The 16,981-nt window shown below is 67.1% G+C and carries 15 protein-coding genes; 8 read left to right on the top strand and 7 right to left on the bottom strand.

What is annotated here, in order from left to right:
- The first annotated feature begins 8 nt into the window (after positions 1 to 8).
- The 3 genes from LT970_RS11990 (at position 9) to LT970_RS12000 (ending at position 2,734) form a co-directional block, all read left to right on the top strand.
- Entirely contained in the window at positions 9 to 710 is a 702-nt protein-coding gene (locus LT970_RS11990; RefSeq protein WP_232686710.1) for a glycosyltransferase family 2 protein, read from the top strand.
- Positions 711 to 1,153: 443 nt separating this feature from the next.
- A complete protein-coding gene (locus tag LT970_RS11995; protein ID WP_232686711.1) occupies positions 1,154 to 1,993 on the top strand; it encodes a proline dehydrogenase family protein in 840 nt (279 codons plus the stop codon).
- Between the two features lie 114 nt (positions 1,994 to 2,107).
- Entirely contained in the window at positions 2,108 to 2,734 is a 627-nt protein-coding gene (locus LT970_RS12000) for a DUF502 domain-containing protein (protein ID WP_232686712.1), read from the top strand.
- Positions 2,735 to 2,771: 37 nt separating this feature from the next.
- Here the strand turns inward: LT970_RS12000 and LT970_RS12005 are convergent, their stop codons facing one another.
- A complete protein-coding gene (locus LT970_RS12005; RefSeq protein ID WP_232686713.1) occupies positions 2,772 to 3,104 on the bottom strand; it encodes a putative quinol monooxygenase in 333 nt (110 codons plus the stop codon).
- Positions 3,105 to 3,172: 68 nt separating this feature from the next.
- Positions 3,173 to 4,105 (bottom strand): branched-chain amino acid transaminase, encoded by a 933-nt coding sequence (locus LT970_RS12010; RefSeq protein ID WP_232686714.1) that lies wholly within the window; start codon positions 4,103 to 4,105, stop codon positions 3,173 to 3,175.
- Between the two features lie 449 nt (positions 4,106 to 4,554).
- Here LT970_RS12010 and LT970_RS12015 point away from each other — a divergent pair, with 449 nt between their 5' ends.
- Positions 4,555 to 4,980, top strand: coding sequence for an OsmC family protein (locus LT970_RS12015; protein WP_232686715.1), 426 nt, complete (start codon positions 4,555 to 4,557; stop codon positions 4,978 to 4,980).
- Between the two features lie 247 nt (positions 4,981 to 5,227).
- Complete coding sequence (arcD, locus tag LT970_RS12020; protein ID WP_232686716.1) at positions 5,228 to 6,682, top strand: arginine/ornithine antiporter ArcD; 1,455 nt, start codon at positions 5,228 to 5,230, stop codon at positions 6,680 to 6,682.
- An 11-nt stretch (positions 6,683 to 6,693) separates the two neighbouring features.
- Here arcD and LT970_RS12025 read toward each other — a convergent pair whose 3' ends face one another.
- From LT970_RS12025 to twy1, 4 genes are all read right to left on the bottom strand, one after another.
- Positions 6,694 to 8,385 (bottom strand): Na+/H+ antiporter NhaC family protein, encoded by a 1,692-nt coding sequence (locus LT970_RS12025; protein ID WP_349292266.1) that lies wholly within the window; start codon positions 8,383 to 8,385, stop codon positions 6,694 to 6,696.
- 114 nt (positions 8,386 to 8,499) lie between these two features.
- Positions 8,500 to 9,162 carry a 3,4-dihydroxy-2-butanone-4-phosphate synthase gene (gene ribB / locus LT970_RS12030; protein ID WP_232686718.1) on the bottom strand — a complete coding sequence of 221 codons (663 nt, stop codon included), beginning with the start codon at positions 9,160 to 9,162 and terminating at the stop codon, positions 8,500 to 8,502.
- On the bottom strand, positions 9,146 to 9,850 hold the full coding sequence (locus tag LT970_RS12035) for a CTP-dependent riboflavin kinase (RefSeq protein WP_232686719.1): 705 nt from the start codon (positions 9,848 to 9,850) through the stop codon (positions 9,146 to 9,148). The genes ribB and LT970_RS12035 overlap by 17 nt, the downstream gene beginning before the upstream one ends.
- Before the next feature lie 111 nt (positions 9,851 to 9,961).
- Positions 9,962 to 10,939, bottom strand: a complete 978-nt coding sequence (gene twy1, locus LT970_RS12040) for a 4-demethylwyosine synthase TYW1 (protein WP_232686720.1) — start codon at positions 10,937 to 10,939, stop codon at positions 9,962 to 9,964.
- A gap of 97 nt (positions 10,940 to 11,036) precedes the next feature.
- Between twy1 and LT970_RS12045 the strand changes: the two genes are divergently transcribed.
- Positions 11,037 to 12,002 (top strand): WD40/YVTN/BNR-like repeat-containing protein, encoded by a 966-nt coding sequence (locus LT970_RS12045; protein ID WP_232686721.1) that lies wholly within the window; start codon positions 11,037 to 11,039, stop codon positions 12,000 to 12,002.
- 95 nt (positions 12,003 to 12,097) lie between these two features.
- Entirely contained in the window at positions 12,098 to 13,855 is a 1,758-nt protein-coding gene (gene argS / locus LT970_RS12050) for an arginine--tRNA ligase (protein WP_232686722.1), read from the top strand.
- 192 nt (positions 13,856 to 14,047) lie between these two features.
- Here argS and LT970_RS12055 read toward each other — a convergent pair whose 3' ends face one another.
- Positions 14,048 to 15,205 carry a nucleotide-binding protein gene (locus tag LT970_RS12055; RefSeq protein WP_232686723.1) on the bottom strand — a complete coding sequence of 386 codons (1,158 nt, stop codon included), beginning with the start codon at positions 15,203 to 15,205 and terminating at the stop codon, positions 14,048 to 14,050.
- Positions 15,206 to 15,288: 83 nt separating this feature from the next.
- Between LT970_RS12055 and prf1 the strand changes: the two genes are divergently transcribed.
- Complete coding sequence (prf1, locus tag LT970_RS12060) at positions 15,289 to 16,539, top strand: peptide chain release factor aRF-1 (protein WP_232686724.1); 1,251 nt, start codon at positions 15,289 to 15,291, stop codon at positions 16,537 to 16,539.
- Positions 16,540 to 16,981 lie beyond the last annotated feature (442 nt).

The raw sequence follows: 16,981 nt of genomic DNA on the forward strand, positions 1-16,981 counted from the left end.
AGAAGCGCGTGACACGCTCAGCGTCTGTCGTCGTCGCCGCGCACAACGAGGCAGCGATGCTGGAGCGCTGCCTCTCCTCGCTCGCGGGCCAGGACGCCGAACTCGTCGTCGTCGCGAGCGGCGACGACGGCACCCGAGAACTCGCGGCTGCCCACGACGCCGTCGACGTGCTCGTCCGGGACGAGGAGAACGGCCCGGGCGCGGCGCGGAACCGCGGCGTCGACGCCGCGAGCGGCGACGTCGTGCTGTTCACCGACGCGGACACCGTCGTTCCGTCGGACTGGATGCGGAATCACCTGCGGCACTACGCGGACGGGAACGTCGTCGGCGTCGGCGGGCCGGCGCGGCCAATCGAAGACGACCTGAAGAATCGTGTCCTGTTCAAGGTGCTCTCGGACTGGTGGTACCGCGTCTCCTGGCCGCTCGGCCTCGTCCAGCAACCGACGTTCAACTGCAGTTACCGGACGTCGGTGTTCCACGAGCACGACGGCTTCGACGAGACGATTCCGATGATGGAGGACACCGAACTCTCTATGCGCGTGCGCCACGCCGGCGATGTCGTCTACGACACAGACACGGAAGTCGAGACGTCCGCGCGCCGCGAGGAAGGTGAGGGGTATCTCTCGCTGTTCGTCACCTACGTCGGTGCGTACGTCTCGTACTATCTCCTCGGCCGCGACCCCGACGAGGACGGCTTCTTCGAGTACTGAGTTCGACTGTTTTGGGTTGTGCTCGTTCTGTCGACACCCGGAAAGCCCCGGCTGTCGTAACCTCAGTCGCTTCTGTACCACTCAGAAAGCTCACTCGCGCTCGCACCGGCTGATAAACCGGTAGCGGGCGCGACTGAAAGGGGCGGGTGGCTGCGCGAACCCCGGCGTTAACGAGACGCCGCCGGCGTCTCGTTCGCACATCAGAAACGCTTCGCGTTTCTGAGGACGACGCAAGCACCACAGCGACCGGAGGGAGTGAGGAGCGCAGCGAGCCGCGGGAGCGCAGCCACTCGGGGCTTTCTGGGCGTCCACAGGAGTGGTTCAGTCAATGGCCGCGAGGGCTTTCTGGGTGTTCTTAGCTACGGGTACCAGAGAACGAGGGCTTAGACACGCTCGAGCCGAGAGACACGTCGCTTAAGGGAGGGTAGGACGCACACGCGAACATGATACCGCCCATCGCCAGTCGGTTCGTCGCGGGAGAGACGCCGGCGGAGGCGATAGCGCACGTCGAGGAGTTGAACGAGCGAGGCGTGAACGCCATCCTGAATCTGCTCGGAGAGCACTACCACGAGCGGCCACCCGCCGACGAGGACGCGCAGGCGTACCAGACACTGATCGAGGACATCGACCAGAGCGGCGTGGACGCCTGTGTCTCCGTGAAGCCCTCCCAGATCGGACTGGACATCGGCGAGGAGGTGTTCGCGGAGAACTTCGCGGACGTCGTCGAGACCGGCGACGAGCACGACGTGTTCGTGTGGGTCGACATGGAGGACCACGAGACGACGGACGCGACGCTCGACGCCTTCGAGCGCCTGACGACCGAGCACGACGGCGGCGTCGGCATCTGCGTGCAGGCGAACCTCAAGCGGACGGGCGAGGACTTAGAGCGCCTGTCTGACCTGCCGGGGAAGGTCCGACTCGTGAAGGGCGCGTACGACGAACCCGCGGAGTTGGCGTACCAGGAGAAGTCCCGCGTGAACGAAGCGTACCGCGACTACCTCGAGTTCATGTTCCGGGAGTTCGAGGACGGCGTCGCAGTGGGGAGCCACGACCCCGAGATGCTCGAGTACGCGCGCGAACTCCACGACGAGTACGGCACGCCCTACGAGGCCCAGATGCTGATGGGGGTGCGCGACGACGCGCAGTACGATCTCGCGGCCGAGGGCGTCGAGGTCTGGCAGTACGTGCCCTACGGCGGGAAGTGGCTCTCCTACTTCTACCGGCGCGCGATGGAGCGAAAGGAGAACCTGCTGTTCGCGTTGCGGGCGGTGCTCGGGCGGTAGGCGCTCAGTTACTCTCGGCGACCGGTCATTTCGGTTGTTTCCAGATGACGGCCAGTTTCGCTTGTTCTGCGACGATAGCGAAGGCTCATAATCCCTCGCTCAATGGGTCCTGACATGAGCTCGTGGAAGCGGGACTTCGCCAGCGGACTCGTGGTGCTCGTCCCGATTCTGGTGACCCTGTACGTCATCTACTGGCTGTTCGTTCAGATCGCGGGGTTCGCCCTGATAGCGACCAACATCCAGGACCCGGTGCTCGCAGTGACGCTGACGCTGCTGGTGTTCGTGTTGCTCGTGTTCTCCGTCGGGTACGTGATGCGGACGGCGGTCGGGAGTTTCGCGGAGGGGCTCATCGACGGCCTCATCAACCGCCTCCCGGTGCTGCGCATCATCTACAACGCCTCGAAGATGGCCGTGGAGACGGTGCTCTCCGACGGGACGGGCGAGTTCCAGAAGCCCGTGAAGGTCGAGCCCTGGGAGGGGATGCGGATGACCGCGTTCAAGACCGGGAAGACGACCGAGGACGACCGCGAGGTGGTGTTCATGCCGACGTCCCCGAACATCACCACGGGGTTCGTCATGGAAGTCGAGTCCGAGGACCTCATCGACACCGACGAGAAGGTCGAAGACGCACTGACGCGCGTTCTGAGCGCGGGATTCGGGGAGAACAAGGAGGAAGCGTCGGTCGAGGAGTTCGTCGACGACGAGTCCGAACCCGACCGCGGGGTTACGGCGGAGGACTGACGGCAGGGTCAGCCCGGAACTGGCGTGGCCGTCGTCCTCACTCGGGAACGGCGTCCTCGGCGTCGAACTGCACCGCCGCTGGCGCCTCGTCGAGTTCGGCCTGGACGGTCTCGATTCGCCCGTCGGTCAGGTCGGGGAGCGCCGTCGCGAACGCCTCGTACTCGGGGAGCCCTTCTTTCGCGGCGACGGCCGCTCCGTCCTCGTACTGCTCGAAGAACTGCAGTGTGTAGTCCTCCTCGAGGGACACCGCCGGCCGGTACCTGACGACCCCGGGGAGGTCGCGGGCGGCGGCCGTGAGGTCGTCGACGAGTTCGAGCGCGTCGTCCCTGTGGTCGGGGTCGAGCGGGACTGTCGTGTGCACGACGAACATCGGTCGATGGTTTCGCGGACAGCGAGAAAACAGTTGGGTGGGTGCGTTACTGTTCGGCGGGGGGCGTGTTACTGTTCGATGTAGTGGAACCACTCCTCGCGCTCGCCGGCTTCCACGAGGTCGAAGAACGCGGACTGGAGTTCCTCGGTGACGGGGCCGCGAGTGCCCGAACCGATCTCGACGTTGTCGACCTGGCGGATGGGCGTGACCTCGGCGGCGCTCCCGGTGAAGAACAGTTCGTCGGCGGTGTGGAGTTCGCCGCGGGAGATGGAGACGTCGTCGTTGACGGTGTAGCCGTGCTCGCGGGCGAGCGTGATGACGGTGTCGCGGGTGATGCCGCCGAGGATGCTCTCGGAGAGCCCGGGCGTGAATATCTCGCCGTCGCGCACGAGGAAGAGGTTCTCACCGGGGCCTTCGGCGACGTTGCCCTCCTTGTTGAGGACGATGGCTTCCGTGAAGCCGTTGCGGCGGGCTTCCTCACCGGCGAGCATGCTGTTGACGTAGAGGCCGGTGGTCTTGGCGTTCGTGGGGACCTGACTGGAGGCGTGCTTGCGCCACGAGGACACCATCACTTCGACGCCGTTCTCGAGAGCCTCCTCGCCGAGGTACGCGCCCCACGGCCACGCGGCGATGGTGACGTCGGTGGGGGAGTCGCCGGGGGAGACGCCGAGTTCGTGGTAGCCGTAGTACGCGATGGGGCGGATGTAACACGACGCGAGGTCCTCGCGACGGAGGAGTTCGGTGGTCGCCTCGGTGAGTTCCGCGGGCGTGTACTCGATGTCCAGGTCGTAGGGTTTGGCGGACTCGTAGAGCCGTTCCAGGTGTTCTTCCCAGCGGAAGATGGCGGGGCCGTTGTCGGTGTCGTAGGCGCGCACACCCTCGAAGACGCCGCTACCGTAGTGGAGCGCGTGCGTCAGCACGTGCACCTGGGCGTTCTCCCAGTCTACGAACTCGCCGTCCATCCAAATGGTGTCCACGTCCATGTCCTCGAAGCCGGGCATACGTGTGGCAACGGAGGCCCGACTAATCAGTTTTCCCAGTCGGTCCCGAACGAATGTGCAGGTCGTAAGGTGGTGGTCGAAGAGAGACGCGACCACGAATCGGTTCGCGCCTGGCCAGCCGGCAACGCTCCGCTGACTGACCAACCGCTACCCTGGCGGATTGAAAGAGCCACCGGGAGACCGTCGCTTCGCTTGGTCTCCCGAGGTGACGAGAGCGCTTCGCGCTCCCGAACCACGAGCGCGGCTCGCGTTTACCTGCTCGCTGCGCGGCAGGGTTCCCGCGAGCGACCAGCGGGAGCGAGTGGGATGTCGCGCAGCGTGCGCGAGCCGCGCGAGGGCTTTCAGGTGGTTCCGTAACTGACCCGCGTACCAATGCCTGCGGCGGACACCACTCCTAGCCCGAACGCCGAAATAGTTAGCTGTCGAATAGAACAGTGGTGACACCACCGATGGCAGAACGCAGCGCTACGGCGACGTGGAATGGCTCGCTCTCCGACGGAGACGGCTCGATGGCGTTCGGCAGCGGCGCCTTCGAGGGCGCGTACTCGGCGCAGTCGCGCTTCGAGGAGGGCGAGGGGACGAACCCCGAGGAGCTCATCGGCGCGGCCCACGCGGGGTGTTTCTCGATGGCGCTCGCGGGAGACCTGGGGCGCGCGGGCTACGACCCCGACTCCGTCGAGACGGCGGCCACGGTCTACCTCGAGAAGGAGGACGGCGAGTGGACCATCACGCGCAGCCACCTCGACACCACCGTGGAGATCGAGGACGTCGACGACGACGAGTTCCAGGAGATAGCCGAGCAGGCGAAGGAGACGTGTCCGGTGTCGCGCGCGCTCGGCGGCGTGGAGAAGACCCTCGACGCGGAGTTACGGTAACTCCACGCCGCAGTTCGCCCTCGAACTGTCGGTGGAGTACCGACGAGTTGGTTATCGGCGGCGGAGATTGCCGACGGCGAACAGTTCGGCAGCGGACGTTCTCGACGGCGGGTGTTCTCGAGAGCGAGCGTTCTCGACCGCGAACCGAGTAGTGGCGAGCGTTGCCGGCAGCCGTGACTCGCGGCAGGAATTTCCTACGATAATTTAATCGTGCCCCTTAATTACTCGAGGGAATTAGACGGAGGTGATGAGTGAGTTCGCACCGCTCGCGTACGAGGACATCGAGGAGGCGAAGCGACCGAGCCTCCTCGAGGCGCTCGTGCCGGTGGCCGCCGTCGTCGTCTTCCTCGCCGTCGGCTCGGGCTACCTCGGCCTCGCGCCCCACGCACCGCTGCTCTGGAGCATCGCGTTCGCCGGACTGTTCGCCAGATACCACCTCGACTACGACTGGCGCGACGTCTACGACGCCGCCGAGAGCGGCCTCCACATGGGCCTGCAGGCGATCCTCATCCTGTTCATCATCTACGGACTCATCGCGACGTGGACCAGCGCCGGCACCATCCCCGGCCTGATGTACTACGGCCTCGGCGTGCTCTCGCCCACCGTCTTCCTGCCGGTCACCGCTGTGCTCGCCGCCATCGTCGCGTTCGCCATCGGCTCCTCGTGGACCACCGTCGGCACGCTCGGCGTCGCGTTCATCGGCATCGGGAACGGCCTCGGCGTCCCCACCGCGATGACCGCGGGTGCCATCGTCTCCGGGGCGTACGCCGGCGACAAACAGAGTCCGCTCTCGGACACCACGAACCTCGCGGCCGCCGTCACGAACACGGACCTCTACGACCACATCAACGCGATGCGCGTCGGCACCGCCATCGCGTTCGGGCTCTCCGTGCTCGCGTACGCCGCGCTCGGCGTGCTCGCCGTCAGCGGGTCAGGCGCGAGCACTGCCGCGATCCGAGGGCCGCTCGCCGCGACGTACGCGCTCGGCCCGGTCGTGTTCCTGCCGCTCGTCGTCACGTTCGGCCTCGCGGTCCGGGGCTACCCGGCGCTTCCGTCGCTCGTCGCGGGCGTGTTCGCCGGCGCGTTCACGGCCATGCTCGCACAGGGCGTCTCGTTCACCGCGACGTGGAACGCGTTCCTGAACGGTACCAGCCCGCAGACCGGCAACGAACTCGTGAACGGCCTGCTCACGACCGGCGGCGTCTCCGGGTCCGCGTGGACCATCGCCGTCGTCGTCGCCGCGCTCTCGCTGGGCGGCCTCCTCGAGCGCACCGGCATCCTCCCGACGCTCACCCACCACCTCACGCAGGCCGTCTGGTCGCCCGGATCGCTCGTCGCGGGCACCGGCGCCGCCGCGATAGCGACGAACGCGTTCTCCGCCCAGCAGTACATGAGCATCGTCATCCCCGGCGTCAGCCTCCGGAACCTCTACGACGAGTACGACCTCGAGAACAGCGACCTCTCGCGCGCGGTGGAGGCCGCGGGCACCCCGACCGGGCCGCTGTTCCCGTGGCACGCCGGCGCGGTGTACATGACCGGCGTGCTCTACCCGCAGGCAACCGGCGCCATCTCGTGGTGGTGGGCGCCGTTCTACTTCTTCGGATTCCTCTCCCCACTCGTGCTGTTCGCCATGGCGGCGAGCGGGCACGCCGTCACGCGGCGCAACCCGGCCACGGACGCCGCCGCGCCCGCCGACGACTGACGCGGGGAGGGCTATCCGCCGAGTGTCGCGAACGCGAACACGAGCGCGAGATACGCGACGACGACGACGACCGCGACGACAGGCACCAGCGAGAGGAAGTCGTAGCTCCCCTCGTTCGCGTCGGCCTCGCCGTTATTGACGCGTTCGACGTCGAACGCGTCACTCTCGATCTGCTCGGCCGTGGGCATCACTTCGGGCAGTCCCTTGCGGTTGGCGTCGAACTTGTTGAGCGCGAGCACCGCCACGAGCGTGAGAACGAACGCGAGCGGAAGCGCGATGTACGCCGACTGCAGGCCAAGTCCGAACAACACCAGCACGACGATGGTGACGCCGGCGGCGGTCCCCGCAAACGGAATCTGCGTGGTGACGTGGTCGATGTGGTCCGACCCCGCGAAGATAGAGGACATCACCGTGGTGTCGCTGATCGGCGAGCTGTGGTCCCCCCAGATGGCACCGCTGAACAACACTCCCACGAGGACGGGAAGTATCGACGGACCGACGAGCCGGTAGCCGAGCGGAATCGCCAGCGGGGTGAGTATCGCCATCGTCCCCCACGACGTCCCGGTGGTGAACGCGACGAACATCGCGGCGATGAAGATGATCAGCGGGAGGAAACTACCGGGGACGCCGCTGCCAACCATCGTGTCGACGATGAACTGCGCGGTGCCGACCCGCTCGGCGGCGAGGCCGATTGCCCACGCGAGGACGATGATGGCGATGGCGATGTTCATCGTCTTGAAACCGTCGATGATGGTGTCACTGGCCTCCTCCAGGTCCATCGTCCGGTAGACCAGCGCGCCGGCGAAGCCGGTGACCATGAAGGCGAACGCGCCGTACAGCAGGCCGAGTGCCACGTCGGTCTCCTGGAAGGCGGTGGCCACGCCCACGCCCGGTCGGTAGCCGCCGCCGAGCCACCACATCGAGACGAGACCGACCACGAGCAGGGCGAGGATGGGGACGAAGAAGTTCACGAGTGACGGGTTCTTCTCGCTCGGTTCACCGACGTCGGCCGAGACGTCGGACAGCGGCGTCGCGTCCTCGTCGATCGTCTTCCCGGTCGAGCGCGCTCGCCACTCGGCGTCCAGCATCGGTCCGAAGAATCGTTGCGTGAGCGCGATGAATCCGACCATGAAGAACGCCATGAAGCAGTAGATGTTCCACGGGATGCTCTGCAGGAACAGCCCGAACGCCGTCACGTCGAGTTGTGCGGCGGTGAACTCCGCCGCCTCGAAACCCGCGACGATCATCGACACCTGGAACCCAATCCAGTTCGAGACCGGGCCGAAGGTCGTCACCGGGGACGTCGTCGAGTCGAGCACGTAGGCGTGCATCTCGCGAGAAGAGTGGTTCTCCTGGGCGAGTTCACGCGTCGCGTTCCCCGTGACGACGGTGCTGGTGTAGGAGTCGAAGAAGATGAACACACCGATGAGCCAGGCGAGAATCTGGGATTCGCGCGCGTTGTTCACGCGGTCACCGATCCAGCGTTGGAGGGCGAGAACGCCGCCGGACCTGTAGATGAACGCGGCCCCCGCACCCATGAACAGGATCAACAGGATGAACTTCGCGTCGAACGGCGACCGGACGACCTCGACGAGCCAGTCCATCGTCAACGCGGTCGCGGCAATCGGGTTCCAGTCGGCGACGATCAATGCTCCGACCCAGACGCCCGCGAACAAGGACACCAGTACCTGGCGTGTCGTCATCGCCAGCACGATGGCCAGGAGTGGCGGTGCCAGTGCGAGCAGCCCGTACTCTGCCATGCCACTGAGTGGTAACCCGACGGTGAAAAAGTGAGGGGAGACGGTCGGCCGGCCGTTCTACTCGCCGAACGCGTCGAGCAGGTCGCTGCCCTCGACGTAGACGAAGTCGTTGCGGTCGGCGTACGCCTTCGCGTCCGCGACCGACAGCGCCTCGTTCGTCTCGCCGTCGAGCATCTCGCAGACGACGGCGGCGGGCGCGATGCCCGCTTCCTCGGCGAGCGCAATCGCGAGTTCGGTGTGGCCCTGGCGGTCCGCGAGCGACGGCGCGGCGCGGAGCAAGTGAACGTGACCGGGCGCGCGGAATGCGTCCGAGAACTCGACGGCGTCGGGGTCGGCGGCGGCGCGCCCGAGTTCGGAGATGGTGAGCGCGCGGTCGTTGTCCGTGATGCCCGTGTACGTCTCGCGGTGGTTCACAGAGAGCGAGAACGACGAGCGTTCGTCGTACCCGAGGTGGTCGTGGTCGGCGGCGGGGTGGTCGAAGGCGTCGCTCGCGAACGGCAACCCGAAGGCGTCCGCGACCTGCCCGGCGAGCGCAACGCAGATGAGGCCGCCGGCGTCGTTGCGCATGCGCGCGACGGCGTCGGGCGTGACGCCCTCGGCGGGGTAGACGAGGTCGACCTCGCCCTCGCGGTCCGCGGCGTCGTGGACGAGCACGGGGCCACCGTCGCGGAACGCGGCGACCGCGGCGTCGACGCGACTCGCGCTATCGCTCTTCGACACTGATGGTCACCTCGTCGCCGTCGAGCAGGCCGAGCTCGTCGCGGAGTTTCTCGGGTGCGATGAGTTCCGCCTGGCTCTCGTCGTGGTGCGTGCGGTCGGGGACGATGACGTGTACGGGGCTGAACGACACGTCGTCGCTGTGGACGGTACAGAGGTAACAGGACGCCGGGCCGTACGTGCGGTCTTCGTCCTCCCACCCCTCGATGGGGACGGCGTCCATCGCCTCGAGGGCCGAGCGGGCGCGCTGGCTCTCGGCGTCGAGGTCGACGTTGAGCGTGCCGAGGTAGGGCTCGTAGCCGAGTTTCTCCTCGAACTGGCGCATGTAGCCGGGGAGGCTGATGTAGTGCCGGCCCTCGCCCATGCCGCTGGTGACGGTGCCGTGGAGGTCGAGTTCGCCGGCGTGTTCGAAGATGCGGCGGTAGTCCTCGTACTCGCGTTCGAGCGCGCGCTCACCGTCCTCGGTGATGGTGAGCCACTGCCCGTCGCTGACGAGATCCCGCTCCACGAACGAGGCGTCTTCCAGGGCCTGGAGGCGCCGGGAGGCGGTCTGGTTGGAGGCGTCGAGGCGGTCGGCGAGGTCCCCGCAAGAGACCTTGACCTCGCCGCGTCGCGCGCCGTCGAGCGCCAGCAGTTTCAGCGCGGCGAGTTCGTCGAACCCGACCGCGCGCGTGCCGGTCGCGCGTGTCATATCTCGGGGTACTCGAGCCGCCCGCATAAGCCCTCCGGATGTGAGACGCGTTCCAAAACTGTTAGTTGCTGTCTGCTGGCGGGTAGGAGGCGGCCTACGGCAGACGCGCAGTCAGTCCGCGTCTGCCGCCCCGTCCGCCCAGAACTCGCTGTCCGGCCGGAGTTTCGGCACCCAGGTGTCTTCCTCGCGCGCGAGTAGCGTCACCTGCGAGGCCTCCTGTTCTTTCAGGACAGTGTGCTCCGGGAGGTGGGCCTGTACGCGTTCCGTGAACGCCACCACCTCCTCGTGGCTCGGCATCGACTCACGGTCGAGTCGCCCGCGCGAGTGCCCGACGTGCATGTACGCCTTCAACTCCACGAAATCCGGGTCCGCGCGCTCGAAGAAGCCCGCGTACCAGTCCGGGTTCGCCATGTTCTCGCCCTTCACGAGCGTCGTCCGGAGCACCGTTCTGGTGTCGTCCTTCTCGCGGAGCACGTCCATCGTGTCCACGAGATTCTCCCACGCGTCGTCCTCCGTCGCGCCGACCACGTCGTCGAACGTCGCGCGTTCGGGCGCGTCCACGGAGACGTAGAGTTGTGTCGGGTCACACTCCGCCAGCACCTCGGGCCGCGTGCCGTTCGACACCAGGAACGTCGTCAGCCCGCGGTCGTGAAACGCCTCCAGCAACTCGGGGAGGTAGGGGTACAGCGTCGGCTCGCCGTCCAGCGAGATGGCGACGTGCCGCGGTTCCATCGCCTCCTCGAAGCGTTCTCTGGGTACCTCGTCGTTCCCGCCGAACCCCGAGAGCAGTTTCTCCTGGAGGCGGATCGAGGCGTCCACCACCGCCTCGGGGTCGTCCCACTCCACGCCGTCGAGTTCGTACGTGTGCCCGGCGTGGTCCCGCCAGCAGAACACGCAGCGCTCGTTACACCGGACAACGGGCGTCATCTGGATGCAGCGATGCGAGCGGATGCCGTAGAACGCGTGCTTGTAACACGTCCCCTCGCCGCGGAGCGCGTTCGCCGTCCACCCACAGGTCTGAGCCGCGGTGTGGTTCTCGTGGTGGTAGTCCGGGTCGCTCACCTGCTTCGGACCGTCGGACTCACTCATCGTGTGAACGCGAGGCGTCCCAGTCCTAAAACGTTCGTTCCTTCGGGCCAGTCCCGCCAACTGAACGCTTAGGGTGTTGGCCACCGAACACGAACGCATGGACGACTGCCTGCTCTACGTCGGCACGGACACCAGATGCCACGCCTACGAACTCCGGGATGGCAAAGCGACGAAGGTCGGCACGGGCCTCGACGGGAACGCCGTCCGACAGATTTCGGTCCACCCCGACGACCCTCGGGAGGCGCTCGTCGCGTGCGGCCTCCGCGGGTGGGGCCTGCACCGCACTCGGAACGCGGGCGAGTCCTGGGAATCGCTTGGGTACGAGGAGTCCTGGGTGTGGGGCGTCGAACGGGACCCCACCGACCCCGACACCGTCTACGTCGGCACCGAACCGCCGATGCTGTACCGGTCGCGGGACGGCGGCGAATCCTTCGAATCCTTCGACGCGATATCGGACCTCCCATCGAGCGACCAGTGGACGTTCTTCCACGAGCCGTTCGAAGCGGGGCACGTCCACGGCATCGCCATCGACCCCGAAAACCCGGACCGCGTGTTCGCGGGCGTCGAACACGGCGGCTTCGTGTTCACGTACGACGGCGGCGAGACGTGGGACGACTCGCTCGCGGGCTACGACGTCCACGACACCGCCGTCGTCCCGGGCACCGACCGCGTGCTCGTCGCGGCGGGCGAGGGCCTACTGGTGAGCGACGATGCTGGTGAAGAGTTCGACCGGATAGTGGGCTTCGAGGACGACTACGTCGAGCAGTTCCTCGAAGTCGGCGACCGAATCTACGTGGACGCCACCGCCGGCAGCGGGTCGGCGGACGCGACCATCGCGTACACCGACGACGGCGGCGACTCGTGGCACCGCTTCGAGGGGGTACCGGACGTCTCGGTCACTGGCTGTAACCTGCTCGCGGCCCACGGCGACACGCTGTTCCACGCGCGAGACGAGGACGGCGAGAGCGAGGTCGTCGCGACGGACGACGGCGGCGACACCTGGATTCCGGTCGGCCCGTCGCACGGCAAAATTCGGGCGATTGCGGCCGCGCCGCTGCCGTAAGCCGCGGCGTCGGCGCCGCCGACCACCGAGTCGCCCGTGCCGTCCGTTCTCAGACATTCAGAACACCTTTTGCCGCCCACGTCCACCGCTCGGACATGTTCATCGCCTTCCGCCGGGAAGTCGAGGCGGCCATCGAGGCCGCGCTCGACGACCTCGGCTACCCGACCGGGGACCTCGGCATCGAGGAACCGCCCGAGGACGTACCCGCAGTGCTCGCGTCTAGCGTGGCGTTCCGACTCGCGAGTGAGGCCCAGGCACCGCCGCCGCAGGTCGCGGGCGAAATTGCAGACGCCATCGACCTCGCGGGCGCCGAGCGCGTCGCGAGCGCGAGCACGCAGGGCCCGTACGTGAACTTCACGCCGAGCGAGGCGTACTTCGAGGGAACGCTCGACGCGGGCCAGAACGACGACTACGGCCGCCTTCCGGATACCGGCGAGTCGGTCGTGGTCGAGCACACGAGCGCGAACCCGACCGGCCCCGTCCACGTCGGCCGGGCGCGGAACCCGATCCTCGGGGACGCTGTCGCGCGCGTCATGGACTTCGCGGGCCACGACGTCACCCGTGAGTACTACGTGAACGACGCGGGCCGCCAGATGGCGGTGTTCACGTGGGCGTACGAGACGTTCGACGAGGAGGACCTTGACAGCGACCCGGAGCGCGACCGCATCGAGTACGACCTCGTGCGCTACTACAGAAAGGGGAATCAGGTGCTCGAGGACGGCGACCCCGAGGACGTGGAGGAGGCGGAAGCCGAGGTCGACGCCATCCTCCAGGGCCTCGAGGCGGGCGACGAGGCGACCTACGAGCGCGTCGAGGAAGTCGTCGACCAGGTGCTCGGCGGGATGCGCGAGTGCCTCGAACGCCTCCCGGCGGAGTTCGACCAGTTCGTCAAGGAGACGCGGTTCATGTTCGACGGGTCGACCGAGGACGTCGCCGAGCGCCTGAAAGCGATGGACAACGCCGCCATCGAGGAGGGCGCGTGGCAACTCGACCTCGAGGACTTCGAGAAGAAACTCGTCTTCCTGCGCTCGGACGGCACCAGCCTCTACACCACGCGAGACCTCGCGCATCACGAGTGGAAGTTCGAGGAGTTCGACCGCGCGGTCACGGTGCTCGGCGAGGACCACAAACTCCAGGCCGGCCAGTTGCGCGCCACGCTCGACCTGCTCGGGAACGACGTGAGCCAGCTCGAGGACCTCGTCTACTCGTACGTGAACCTCCCCGAGGGGAAGATGAGCACGCGCGCCGGCACCGGCGTCGACCTCGACGACCTGCTCGACGAGGCCGTCGACCGCGCCGAGGACGCCGTGCGCTCGCGCATGGACGACCGCATCCGCGACGACGACCTCACGGAAGACGACGTCGAGCGCATCGCGCGCCAGGTCGGCATCGGCGCGGTCCGCTACGACATCGTCTCGAAGCAGCCGACGAAGGCGATCACCTTCGAGTGGGAGGACGCACTCGACTTCGAAGGCCAGAGCGCGCCGTACGTCCAGTACGCGCACGCCCGGACCAGCGGAATCCTCTCGGAAGCTGACGGCGCGGCCGCCGAGTTCGACGACCTCGACGCGGGCCTGCTCGACACCGACGCGGAGCGCGCGCTCCTGAAGGAGATCGCGCGTTTCCCGGCGGTCGTCGAGGCGGCAGCAGACGACCTCGAACCGCATCAGGTCGCGACGTTCGCGCGCGCGTTCGTCGACGCGTTCAACGCGTTCTACCGCGAGTGTCCGGTGCTCGCCGAGGACGTGGACGACGACCTGCGTGACGCCCGCCTCGCGCTCGTCGCCGCCGCACAGCACACGCTCGCGAACGCGCTGTACGTCCTCGGTATCGAAGCGCCGGAGTCGATGTGACGCCTCAGAACGCGCCGACGAACGACAGCGCGCCGTACACCACGACGAGCACCAGCACGACGTAGAAGAGTATCCAGCCGGTCGAAATCGAGTTCTCGCTTGCCATGTGCAACCCTCGGACGGCCCGTTCGCTTAGTCCTTCCCGTTCGAGGCGACGAGACGAGCGTCGCGACAGGCGAACCGCCGCTGGCGCTACCCGAGCAGGCCGCCCGTGAGCTTCGAGACGAGCGACCGGTCGCCGTCGCCACCGTCTTTCTGGTCGCTATCACTGCCCTGGGTACCGTCGTCGTCGAGCGTTCCGACGATCGCGTCGCCAACCGGCCCCGCTTCCTCGTTTCCGCTGGCAACTGGGTCCGGCTCATCGTTTCCGCTGGCAGCTGGGTCCGGCTCATCGTTTCCGCTGGCAGCTGGGTCCGGCTCATCGTTTCCGCCGGCAGCTGGGTCCGGCTCATCGTTTCCGCCGGCAGCTGGGTCCGGCTCATCGTTTCCGCTGGCAACTGGGTCCGGCTCCTCGCTTTCGCCGGCAGCTGGGTCCGACTCATCGTCTTCGCTGTCGACCGGCGCTGGTTCCTCGTTCGCACCACCAGCCGGTTCCGGCGCCTCGTCCGTGGTCGCGTCGTCGTCGCGGAACGACGACGGCACCGACTCCCCGAGCAGGTCGTGGCCGAGTTCCCGGTAGGCCTCCCCGGCGGGGCTGTCGGGAGCGTGCTCCACGACCGGTTCGCCGGCCGCCGCGCTCTCGGGCACCGAGCGATCCTCCGGAACGCTGCCGAGCACGTCCACGTCGATGTCGTCGCCCGCGTCCGCCGTGTCCACCTGGCCGCCGGCACCGACGCGCGTGAACACTACGCCCAGTACCTCACCGTCGAGTCGCGCCACGAGGTCGTTCGTCTTCCCAGTGTTCTCCAGTGCGGCCGCGGTCGGCGTCGACACCAGCACCACGTCGTCCGCGACACCCAGGGGCACCGTCGTGTCGTGGGTCAATCCGCCGCCCGTGTCCACGACGACGACCTCGTACTCCTCGCGCAGGGCGTCCACGGCGTCCCTGAGCGCCGCCGGGTCCGCTCGCCCGAAGTCCTCGATGTCCGTCCCGCCGAGCACCACGTCGAATCCGCCCGGCGCCTCTCGGGTCGCCTCGAGTGCGTCGGCGTCCCCCGCGAGCGCGTCGTGTAACGTCGGCGACGACGCCTCGACGTCCAGCACGTCGCCGAGATTCGCCATCCCGAGGTCGAAATCGACGAGCACCACCGACCGCTCTGCCTCCGTCGCTGCGGCCGAGAGGTTCACGGCGGTCGTCGTCTTCCCGACGCCACCCTTCCCGCTCGCGACCGCGAACACGCGCCCTGTCATATCCCCGTCTACACAGACCGGCGTATAAAGCGTTGGGCGACGGGTCAAAGGTTACTTACCCGCCCGTCGGCTACTTCCTTGTAATGAGCGAGCAGGAGGGCGCACCGTCCGAGGACAAACGCAAGTACGAGTTCAAGAAGCTCATCGAGGAGCTCAAAGAATACTCCGGGAGCGGCACGCAACTCGTCACCATCTACGTCCCCCCGGACAAACAGATCTCGGACGTCGTCGCCCACGTCACGCAGGAGCACTCCGAGGCGTCCAACATCAAGTCCAAGCAGACCCGGACGAACGTCCAGGACGCCCTCACGTCCATCAAGGACCGACTCCGGTACTACGACACGTTCCCGCCGGACAACGGCCTCGTCATCTTCTCCGGTGCTGTTGACTCCGGCGGCGGCCGCACCGACATGGTCACCGAGGTCCTCGAATCCCCGCCCCAGCCAATCGAGTCCTTCCGCTACCACTGCGACAGCGAGTTCCTCACCGAACCACTCGCGGAGATGCTCGGCGACAAAGGCCTGTACGGACTCATCGTCCTCGACCGCCGCGAAGCCAACGTCGGCTGGCTGAAAGGCAAACGCGTCGAACCCGTCAAGTCAGCGAGTTCGCTCGTCCCCGGGAAACAACGCAAGGGCGGCCAGTCAGCCCAGCGATTCGCGCGCCTCCGCCTCGAAGCCATCGACAACTTCTACCAGGAGGTCGCCGGGATGGCCGACGACCTCTTCGTCCCCAAGCGCCACGAACTCGACGGCATCCTCGTCGGCGGCCCCTCGCCCACGAAAGACGAGTTCCTCGACGGCGACTACCTCCACCACGAACTCCAGGACAAAGTCCTCGGGAAGTTCGACGTCTCCTACACCGACGAATCCGGCCTCTCGGACCTCGTCGACGTCGGACAGGAGGCGCTCGCCGACGCCGAGCTCATGGAGGACAAATCCGACATGGACGAGTTCTTCAAGGAGCTCAACGGCGGCGACCTCGCGACCTACGGCTTCGAACCCACGCGCAGGAACCTCGTCATGGGCGCCGTCGACCGCCTCCTCATCTCCGAGGACCTCCGCGAGGACGTCGTCACCTACGAATGCCCGAACGAACACGAGGAACGTGAACTCGTCGAACAGCGCCACGACACCCCCGCCCACGAGTGCTCGGAATGCGGCGAAGACGCCGAGGTCGTCGAGCGCGAAGACGCCATCGAACACCTCATCGAGATCGCCGACCAGCGAGGCACCGAGACCCACTTCATCTCCACGGACTTCGAGAAAGGCGAACAGCTGCTGACGGCGTTCGGCGGCTACGCCGGACTCCTCAGGTACAGCACGGGCGTCTAGAACGCATGTTTTGCGCTGCGGCGCGGCGAAGCCGCGTCTGCTCACGGGCGCGTAGCGCCCGTTCGCATGGTTAGCGGGACCACAGGTCCCGCTCAACTCGGCAAAACCTGCACTAAAAGCACTCCTCCTTCGGTTCGTTCGCTGCGCTCACTCCCCTCAGTCGTCGGCCCGCGAGCCGTAGGCTCGCGGTGAATCGCGCGTCTCGGGTTCTTCGAACCGTCCTCAGAACGCTTCGCGTTCTGATGGGCTGCACAAGAGCTTCGCTCTTGTGAACGCTCACGCCACGAACGCTCGTAGCTACCGGCTGGGTCGACTGCCAACCCCTACCGGCGGCGTAGGTTCAAGTAGGAGGGCGGGACCAACGCCGGCCGTGAGTTGATAGCCAGCGCAGGTCGGCCGAGGCACGAGTACGGCGACCCGGCCTGCGATAACGAGATTCCCG

Origin of the sequence: Halobacterium zhouii (assembly GCF_021249405.1) — an archaeon.
Classification (GTDB): Archaea; Halobacteriota; Halobacteria; order Halobacteriales; family Halobacteriaceae; genus Halobacterium; species Halobacterium zhouii.

Coding starts and splice junctions, on each gene's coding strand:
- LT970_RS12010 (WP_232686714.1), bottom strand. CDS start 4,105: ATGCCCGGCTTCGAGGACATGGACGTGGACACCATTTGGATGGACGGC.
- argS (WP_232686722.1), top strand. CDS start 12,098: ATGTTCATCGCCTTCCGCCGGGAAGTCGAGGCGGCCATCGAGGCCGCG.
- LT970_RS12005 (WP_232686713.1), bottom strand. CDS start 3,104: ATGTTCGTCGTGCACACGACAGTCCCGCTCGACCCCGACCACAGGGAC.
- twy1 (WP_232686720.1), bottom strand. CDS start 10,939: ATGAGTGAGTCCGACGGTCCGAAGCAGGTGAGCGACCCGGACTACCAC.
- LT970_RS12025 (WP_349292266.1), bottom strand. CDS start 8,385: ATGACGACACGCCAGGTACTGGTGTCCTTGTTCGCGGGCGTCTGGGTC.
- prf1 (WP_232686724.1), top strand. CDS start 15,289: ATGAGCGAGCAGGAGGGCGCACCGTCCGAGGACAAACGCAAGTACGAG.
- LT970_RS12045 (WP_232686721.1), top strand. CDS start 11,037: ATGGACGACTGCCTGCTCTACGTCGGCACGGACACCAGATGCCACGCC.
- LT970_RS12055 (WP_232686723.1), bottom strand. CDS start 15,205: ATGACAGGGCGCGTGTTCGCGGTCGCGAGCGGGAAGGGTGGCGTCGGG.
- arcD (WP_232686716.1), top strand. CDS start 5,228: ATGAGTGAGTTCGCACCGCTCGCGTACGAGGACATCGAGGAGGCGAAG.
- LT970_RS11995 (WP_232686711.1), top strand. CDS start 1,154: ATGATACCGCCCATCGCCAGTCGGTTCGTCGCGGGAGAGACGCCGGCG.
- LT970_RS12015 (WP_232686715.1), top strand. CDS start 4,555: ATGGCAGAACGCAGCGCTACGGCGACGTGGAATGGCTCGCTCTCCGAC.
- LT970_RS12035 (WP_232686719.1), bottom strand. CDS start 9,850: ATGACACGCGCGACCGGCACGCGCGCGGTCGGGTTCGACGAACTCGCC.
- LT970_RS12000 (WP_232686712.1), top strand. CDS start 2,108: ATGAGCTCGTGGAAGCGGGACTTCGCCAGCGGACTCGTGGTGCTCGTC.